We start from the raw sequence: 8,383 nt of genomic DNA on the forward strand, positions 1-8,383 counted from the left end.
ACTTGTCTGCACACCGTAGCCCTTAGAAAGGGGGATAATTCGACTTGTGTGTAAACCGTAGAATGCCTTGGGGTGGGGTGCAACTAACTGATATTGCTTGTAGAAAATCACGATCGCCCCCCAGAAAATGAAAATACCCGCCGGAATTTAACTTGATTCAGCTTTTTCCGCCAAGATTCCATATAGATATAGAACACGGGTGTTAAATACAGGGTCAATATCTGAGAAAACACTAGTCCGCCCACAACGGCAATCCCCAGAGGACGGCGGGATTCGGAACCAGCCCCAAATCCGATCGCAATCGGCAAGGTTCCCATTAATGCTGCCATTGTGGTCATCATAATTGGACGGAAGCGCACCAAACAGGCTTGATAAATCGCCTCAGACGGCTTTTTCAATTCTTCTCGCTGGGCAACAATTGCAAAATCCACCATCATGATGCCGTTTTTCTTGACGATGCCCACTAGGAGAATTATGCCGATGAAGGAGTAAACATTCAGTTCGACATGAAATATTATCAGCGTTAATAATGCGCCAAAACCTGCTGATGGCAAGCCAGAAAGAATTGTAATTGGGTGCAGGAAATCTTCATAGAGTACACCCAAAATCAGATAAATTACTAAGACGGCGATCGCTAATAATAAACCTAAACTCGGCAGTGAGCTTTGAAATACCTGGCTTGCACCCTGAAAGCTGGTGCTAATACTGGCAGGAATTACCTGATTAATCACTTTTTCAATCTCTTCGTTGGCATTTCCCAAGGACACACCGGGCGCGAGGTTAAAGGAAATGGTGGCGGCGTTCATCCGTCCGTTATGATTGACCATTAACGGGCTGACTCCCTGAGATAATTTGGCGAATGTCTTCAGAGGTACTGCTACTCCTGTGCTGGAGTTAATGTATAATGTCAACAAAGCATTGATATCCTCCTGAAACTGGGGCGCTAATTCCAAAATCACCTGATATTCATTAGTGGCTGCATAGATGGTTGATACTTGGTAGGAACCGTAGGCACTTCTCAGGGTATTTTCGATTTGTTCGGCTGTTATCCCATAAGTTGAGGCTTTATCGCGGTCAATGTCAATTTGAATCTCAGAAGCAAACTGTAAATCGCTGTTTACATCCTGAAGTTCTGGCATCACCTTCATCTTAGTAACAAGTTGGGGAACATATTCCTGTAAGGGGTTGACATCAGAACTCTGAAGTGCTACTTGATAAAGTCCTGTGCTTTGTTGAGCGCCAATGGGTATCGCTGGGGGATTTTGTAAGAATACTTGAATACCTGGAACCGTGGCGAGTTTGGTTCGCAAATTTTGCACGATTTCGTCGGCACTAAGTTGGCGCTGCGATCGCGGTTTTAACCGAATAAACAAACTACCGGAATTGGCTGCAACTGCTGCCCCACCGCCACTACCACTCGCTCCCGCCCCAATATTGGAGTTGACTGCATCTACATTCGGATCTTGACGGATCAGGTTAACAACTGTCTGCTGATGCTGGACAAGATTATCAAAAGATGCATCCTGGGCTGCTTGGGTAACGCCTGTAATTTGTCCGGTATCTTCACTAGGAATAAAGCCTTTGGGAACTACCATCAACAACCCAACTGTCACCGCCAAGAGAAAGACAGATAATATCATCGTGGTACGGTGATATTTTAAGACTTTTTTCAAACTCCAATCGTATAAACCGAGGAAGCGATCGAAGACATATTCCGAAGCTTGATATAACCGACTTTGATTAGCATGATTTACAGGACGCAGAAAACGACTGCATAACATGGGAGTCAGAGTCAAAGACACAAAACCAGAGACGAGAATTGCAACTGCGATCGTCACAGCAAATTCATGAAATAATCGTCCTAGCACTTCACTCATGAATAACATGGGGATGAAGACTGCAACCAAGGAAAGGGTCATGGATAGGATGGTAAAACCAATTTCTCTCGACCCATTCAACGCTGCTTCTAGGGGACGTTCGCCCATTTCGATATGGCGGACGATATTTTCCAGCATAACGATCGCATCATCCACTACGAAACCCACCGAAAGGGTCAACGCCATCAACGACAGGTTATCTAGTGAGTAATGCAGCATATACATTACCGCAAAAGTGCCAATCAGCGAAACAGGTAAAGCCAAGCTGGGAATCACTGTTGCTGAGAGGTTCCGCAAAAAGATAAAAATTACTAAGATAACTAGAGCGATCGTCAGAATCAAGGTAAATCTGACATCATCTACTGAATCTCGAATTGACTGAGACGCATCATAGAGAATCCCAATTTCCACGGATGCCGGAATCTGCGATCGCAAATTCGGGAGCAATTTCTTAATCGTGTCTACGACTTCTACCGTATTAGTTCCAGGCTGTCTTTGAATGGTGAGAATAATAGCGCGGGTGTTGTTGTACCAACTTGCTAACTTGTCATTTTCTACACTGTCAATGATCCGACCCAGTTGATTGAGATAGATTGGCATCCCATCTTTATAAGACACAATCAACTGACGATAAGCAGCCGCATCCTGAAGTTGGCCGTTGGTTTGGACTGTAAAATTCTTGTGATTTCCCGAAAGACTGCCGGTGGGCAAATTGACGTTACCCTGTTGAATCGCCGTCGCCACCTGATCTAACCCAATTTGCCGCGTAGCCAATTGCTGCGGATCGAGTTGAATTCGCGCTGCATACTTTTGAGAACCGTAGACAGCTACCTGTGCCACGCCATTAATTGTAGATAGCTTTTGCGCCAAATAAGTCTCGGCATAATTATCTACTTGGGAAAGTGGCAAAGTTGGAGAGTCTAAATAAAGGTAAAGAATCGGTTGATCGGCAGGGTTAACTTTGCTGTAGGTGGGAGGATTGGGTAAATCCGTCGCAATTTGCCCCGATGCCCCCGATATCGCTGCTTGTACATCCTGCGCCGCGTCATCAATGTTCCGACTCAGATTAAATTGCAGGGTAATTTGAGTCTGTCCCAAAGTGCTAGTTGAGTTCAGCGAATCTAGTCCAGCAATACTAGAAAATTGCTTCTCTAGAGGACGGGCTACCGATGCAGCCATCGTTTCCGGGCTAGCCCCAGGTCGAGAGGCGCTTACCTGAATTGTGGGATAATCCACACTTGGTAAATCGCTGATGGGTAGCAACCGATAACTCATAAAACCGAAGATCAAAATCGCCGCCATCACCAGAGTCGTCATGATCGGGCGACGGATAAATGGTTCCGAAAGATTCATGACTCACCTCCACCAGACTTCGGGGATTCTGCCCCCTGCCCCCTGCCCCCTGCCCCGTTTCCTGTTTTAATGCGGATTTTGCTACCGGAAACGAGATTCGCTTGTCCATCGGTAACAATTTTATCGCCGGGTTGGGGTCCTTTCTGAATTACATCTAACCCATCAATGCTGCTGCTAACTGTAACTGGAACATTTTGCACCGTCATGTCTGGCTTCACTACAAACACAAATTGTCCATCAGGGCCATTCTGCACGGCTTGGGAGGGAAGAACCGTTGCATTCGGTTGTTCAGTCAGCGTTAGGGTTGCGTTGACAAATTGACCGGGAAACAAGTTTCCTTGAGTGTTGTCAAATTGGCCAATCAGTTGAATTGTTCCCGTGGTGTTATCGACCGTATTATTAACAGATGTCAAAATACCTGGTGTCGGATGACCTTGACTATTGGGGAATGTCACATCTACCTTCAGCTTGCCATTTTGCATATACTTTTGTACTTGGGGTAGATTTGTTTCGGGAATGGAAAAAGCAACTTCAATCGGGCGAATTTGGGTGATGGTAACAAGTGGAGTCGTGCTGCTAGTACCACCCGTACTGTTGGTTTGCAGTGCATTCCCCTGAGTCAGCGAAGCACTGCTGTTAGCTTGCACCACATTGCCCTGAGTCACCGAAACATTCCCAGCCCGACCATCAATTGGGGCATAGATTTTGGCGTAAGATAATTGTACTTTGGCATTATCTAATGCTCCTTGGTCGGAACGAACAACAGCTTGAGCATTAGCGATTGCCGCTTCATCGCCCTTAACAACAGCACCAGCATTAGTCAGCGCCACGCGATCGCTTTTCAAAACAGCCTCAGCATTAGCGATCGCTTCTCGATCTGCTTGTAGAGTTGCTTGGGCTGTGCGGATGTTGGCAAGGTATTGCTGTGCTGTATCCAAGCTGACCGCGCCTTTTTTGTACAATGCTCCATAGCGATCGCTCTGTCCCTGAGCAAAATTTACTTGTGCTTCATCTTTAATCACTGTCGCCTGGGCTTGGCGCACAGAGGCTTGGTCTTTGATTAAAGTCGCCCTAGCTTGGTCTACCTGACCCAAATCTCTAGCTAATGTAGCTCTTGCTTGTTGTACCGAGGCTTGGTCTTTGGCGACAATTCCTTCAGCTTGCTGGATTGCAGCAATTTGCGATCGGTCATCTATAGTAAACAAAAGTTGTCCCTTTTTCACATCTTGACCTTTCTTGAAATAAACTCCAATAATCCGTCCACTGACTTCGGGCGTAATCGATACCGTAGACCCCGATTGCACATTACCGATCGCTTGCAATTGTATCGGAACGGTTTTTTGTGTCACCATTGCTACAGTTACAGGTGTAACTTGCTGCTTATTACGCGCAGATTTTCCGCCTTTATCTGTCTTGGCTGCACCCGCATGAATAGCAAATAAACCCAGCCCAGCCAGCAACACCACACCCAAAATTACCCAAGTAATCTTTTTTGGCGATCGCTTTTTTGGCGATCGCGGTAGCTCCGGTTCTATAATGTTCTCAGTCAAAGTCTCGTTAGAAATTTCATGGTTCATCAGAACCTCCAATGCATTTTAGTTAATTAAAAACAGCGAAATCCTTTATTACCTCAACTCCCACTGATACCAATTTCATTTGAGGCGATACATCTGAGATAATTAGTTTTTTCCTGTTTGCTCGATAAGTAATTATATTCAAAATATTTTGTCATCCTAAATATTTTGATTTTTGCTGATGCTTATTTATTACTTCTTAACTGCCGATATAGAAGTTGTAGAGCTTGTTTTTCTATCTGTCTGACTCGTTCTCGACTAATACCCATACGCTGACCAATTTGTTCTAGAGAAAGTTCATTTCCATCTATCAAACCAAAGTGTAAATTTAAGATTTCTTGTTGTTGTCTAGATAAACTTGACAATAAGCTTTCAACTTCCTGGTTGAGATATTGCTCATTAGTATAGCCATTTTCTGAATATCTGTAATCTTCTATTAAATCTTCTAATTTTACATCTTTATCTGACCCAACTCGCAGATCGAGAGAGATAGTTTGACGAGCTAAAGTTAGATATTCTCGAATCTGACTAGGCTTTAAAGAAAGTGCATGAGCAATTTCTGTAGTAGTAGGAATGTGACCCAGCTTTTGAGATAATTCTCGCTGAACACGCTTAATTTTATTTAACTTTTCATTGATGTGAATGGGTAATCTAATTGCGCGTCCTTGTTGCGCGATCGCTCTGGTAATTCCTTGACGAATCCACCAGTAAACGTAGGTTGAAAATCTGTATCCTAGAGCCGGATTGAATTTCTCAACCCCTCTCTCTAAACCCAAAGTACCTTCTTGAATTAAGTCCATTAACTCTAAGTTACGTCTCTGATATTGCTTGGCAATTGACACCACCAGGCGAAGATTAGACGCAATCATTTTCTGTTTAGCTTTTTTCCCTTGATTTAGCTTTTGAACTAGTTCCTGTTCGCTTAACTGCATCTGGTTAGCCCATTCTGAAAGTGTGGGTTTACGATTTAATTCAACAGTCAGTTTTTCGGATTCGGCGAGTATTTTCATCATCTGCTGAACTTGTTGAGCAAACAAAATTTCTTGCTCCGGGGTTAACAAAGGTATCCGCCCAATTTCTTGAAGATAAGCACGTACTGTATCAGTTGGAGCTTTGCTTGTGTTACTAACTTTGGTATCTACGAATGTTAAGTTACTCATGGTGAGTTAGCCTCTGTCTATTAATTAGGGTATTTGCAAATCGATAATGCCAAATAGCAGCAAAAAAAAACGAGATAAACTCCCAGGAGAAAGGACAACTTAACGATCGCAAAAATGAAACGGCTCATCTCTAGGATGCGATTGTAAAGTTTGGAAAATCTTATTCAGAAGGGGTTTGTAGCTTCCCTCCTATCTCCTTCATTTCCCACGCTGCAAACTCAGATGATTTGCCCCAGACTGAATCAATTTACTCAGGTCAGCAACAGCGCTAGCATACTGAGGATCGGCTAATGTCCCCAAGGTTTGGTTTTGCACTAATGCTTTCTGCTGTGCCTCGGTTAACTCCACGTTAATATCTGGAGCAATGCCGACATGATTGATATCTCGACCTTTTGGTGTATAGTATTTGGCGATCGTTAGTTTTAACCCCGAACCATCCTCCAGTGGTTCTACGGCTTGAACTAAACCTTTACCGAAAGTGCGAGTCCCTACTAAAGTGGCGCGGTTGTCATCTTGCAGCGCCCCCGACAGAATTTCGCTAGCGCTAGCAGATCCCTTATCAACCAGTATTACTAAGGGTTTGTCGGTGAGAGGATGTCCCGACGCAGTGTAACTCTCTTTCACTTGATCTCGATTTACCAAAGACACGATCGCACCTTGCTTCAACCACATACTGGCAATTTGCAAACTCGCATCCAGCAGTCCACCCGGATCGGAACGCAAATCCAAAACGTAGCCCTGCACCTGTTGTTTTTCTAATGCTTCAATTGCCCGATGCATCTGTGCGGGGGCGGTTTCGGTAAATTCTGGTAAGCGAATATACCCAATTTTACCCGATGGTGTTGTTTGCGTGTTGTAAGTTACAGGATGAATGGCAATATTTGCGCGGGTAAGTTTGAAAGTTTGCGATTGATTACCCCGTTGAATCGTCAGTACTACTTTAGTTCCCACCGGGCCGATAATCCGCTTTACGGCATCCTCAATTTTCATCCCCTGAGTTATTTGACCGTTAATTTGGACAATTACATCGTCCGGTAAAATACCCGCTTTAAAGGCTGGGGTTCCTTCAATTGGGGCGACAACGGTTAAGGCTTTAGTTTTTTCATTTTCTGCCAGTTCCAGCCCTACGCCGCTAAGGTTGCCAGAAATGTCGTTATTTAGGGCTTTAAATTCTTGTGGGTCAAAAAACTCGGTGTAGCGATCGCCTAATTTCGCCACCATTTCTTGAATCGCCCCATAAGCCTGTTTCTTGGAACTATAGGAACGGCTAACATACTGCTGGTGAATTGCTTTCCAATCTTGATGATTAAAGCTGACATCCACATAATTTTTATCTAGGATTTGCCACACCTCATCCACCAGTTTTTGAGAGCTAGGTTGTGGTTTACCTAGAGCCTTGGAAGTGTAGAAACTAGTTCCTACAAGGATTACTGCCATAACAAGCAGTTCTATCTTGACGAGAAATTTTTGTTTAAACATATTTTTCTTGAAGAAGAATAAAGAATCCAGAATTCAGAATCCTGAATGTAATCAATAAAGGGCTGAATACCCATAGTCGCAGATAATTGTTCTTGGTATGTAGTTGGGCTTTAGCCCTAATTAATCGAAAGGGAGAAAGCGCTAAAGCGCAACTACGTACCCTTCAAATTTAATGGGACAGACCACTAGTACACCACGCCAGAAATAAACCACTCATTTGAAAAGTCTAGAACCATTATGCAATCATAATTACGAATGACAAATGACAAATGACAAATGACCAATGACAAATTAAGAATTATCAGATTTTCCTTTCCGGTGGGGATAAGCAGTCTTAAAAATATCCTGAATTTTAGTCTTTTGTTCAGAAGTAAGATTCAGGCTTAATACTGCTTTACGCATTTTTTCACCTTTTTGTAATTTCGTTGATAATTCCTTTACCTGATCTGGGGTCAAAACTGCCTCAATTTGCTTGCGAATTTCTTCGCGTTTTTGAGCGCGTTCTGGCGAATTCGATGCCGGAGATGTTGTAGAAGTATCAGATACCTTTGTCCCAGAATCACCGCCTTGAGACACATCTGGAGATTTAGAACTGCTGCAACCTGTCATTCCTCCAATTAGGATAGTTACAAGTAGCAGGGTTGGTAAAATTATCTGTTTTTTAATCATTTGCTTCCCTGGTTTTTGTTGTGTGTAATAGAACTGTTCTGACTCAATTTCGGTTTATGGCTGTTTAGAAGATATTTGAAAAGTTGCTGCTTTACTCATACCAGCTAATCTTAAAAGTTAGAATCATTTTGCACATGAGCTAGAATTCCTAACCTAACCAGTAAAAAAGTACTAAATTTATTGTGACTTTTTTCCTAATTTAGAAATAATTAATTAGTCGAAAAGGCTCTATCGAGAGTAGAGACAGATTCGCTATATAGGGACTAGGGCG

Annotated in this window: 5 protein-coding genes; all 5 read right to left on the reverse strand. The window is 43.3% G+C overall.

The features are described from left to right. Nucleotides 1–107: 107 nt before the first annotated feature. The 5 genes from HWQ37_RS31080 to HWQ37_RS31100 all read right to left on the reverse strand — a co-directional run bounded on the left by HWQ37_RS31080 (nt 108) and on the right by HWQ37_RS31100 (nt 8,112). Nucleotides 108–3,230, reverse strand: a complete 3,123-nt coding sequence (locus tag HWQ37_RS31080) for an efflux RND transporter permease subunit (protein ID WP_292754518.1) — start codon at nt 3,228–3,230, stop codon at nt 108–110. After that, nucleotides 3,227–4,807: an efflux RND transporter periplasmic adaptor subunit gene (locus HWQ37_RS31085; protein WP_292754521.1), complete on the reverse strand. Its 1,581-nt coding sequence runs from the start codon at nt 4,805–4,807 to the stop codon at nt 3,227–3,229. The genes HWQ37_RS31080 and HWQ37_RS31085 overlap by 4 nt, the downstream gene beginning before the upstream one ends. 182 nt (nt 4,808–4,989) lie before the next feature. Beyond that, nucleotides 4,990–5,964 (reverse strand): RNA polymerase sigma factor, RpoD/SigA family, encoded by a 975-nt coding sequence (locus tag HWQ37_RS31090; protein WP_292754523.1) that lies wholly within the window; start codon nt 5,962–5,964, stop codon nt 4,990–4,992. 198 nt (nt 5,965–6,162) lie between these two features. Further along, complete coding sequence (locus HWQ37_RS31095; protein ID WP_292754525.1) at nt 6,163–7,443, reverse strand: S41 family peptidase; 1,281 nt, start codon at nt 7,441–7,443, stop codon at nt 6,163–6,165. 291 nt (nt 7,444–7,734) lie between these two features. Continuing rightward, nucleotides 7,735–8,112: a hypothetical protein gene (locus tag HWQ37_RS31100; protein ID WP_292754527.1), complete on the reverse strand. Its 378-nt coding sequence runs from the start codon at nt 8,110–8,112 to the stop codon at nt 7,735–7,737. Nucleotides 8,113–8,383 lie beyond the last annotated feature (271 nt).

Origin of the sequence: Nostoc sp. NMS4, from assembly GCF_017115095.1 — a bacterium.
GTDB lineage: Bacteria > Cyanobacteriota > Cyanobacteriia > Cyanobacteriales > Nostocaceae > Nostoc.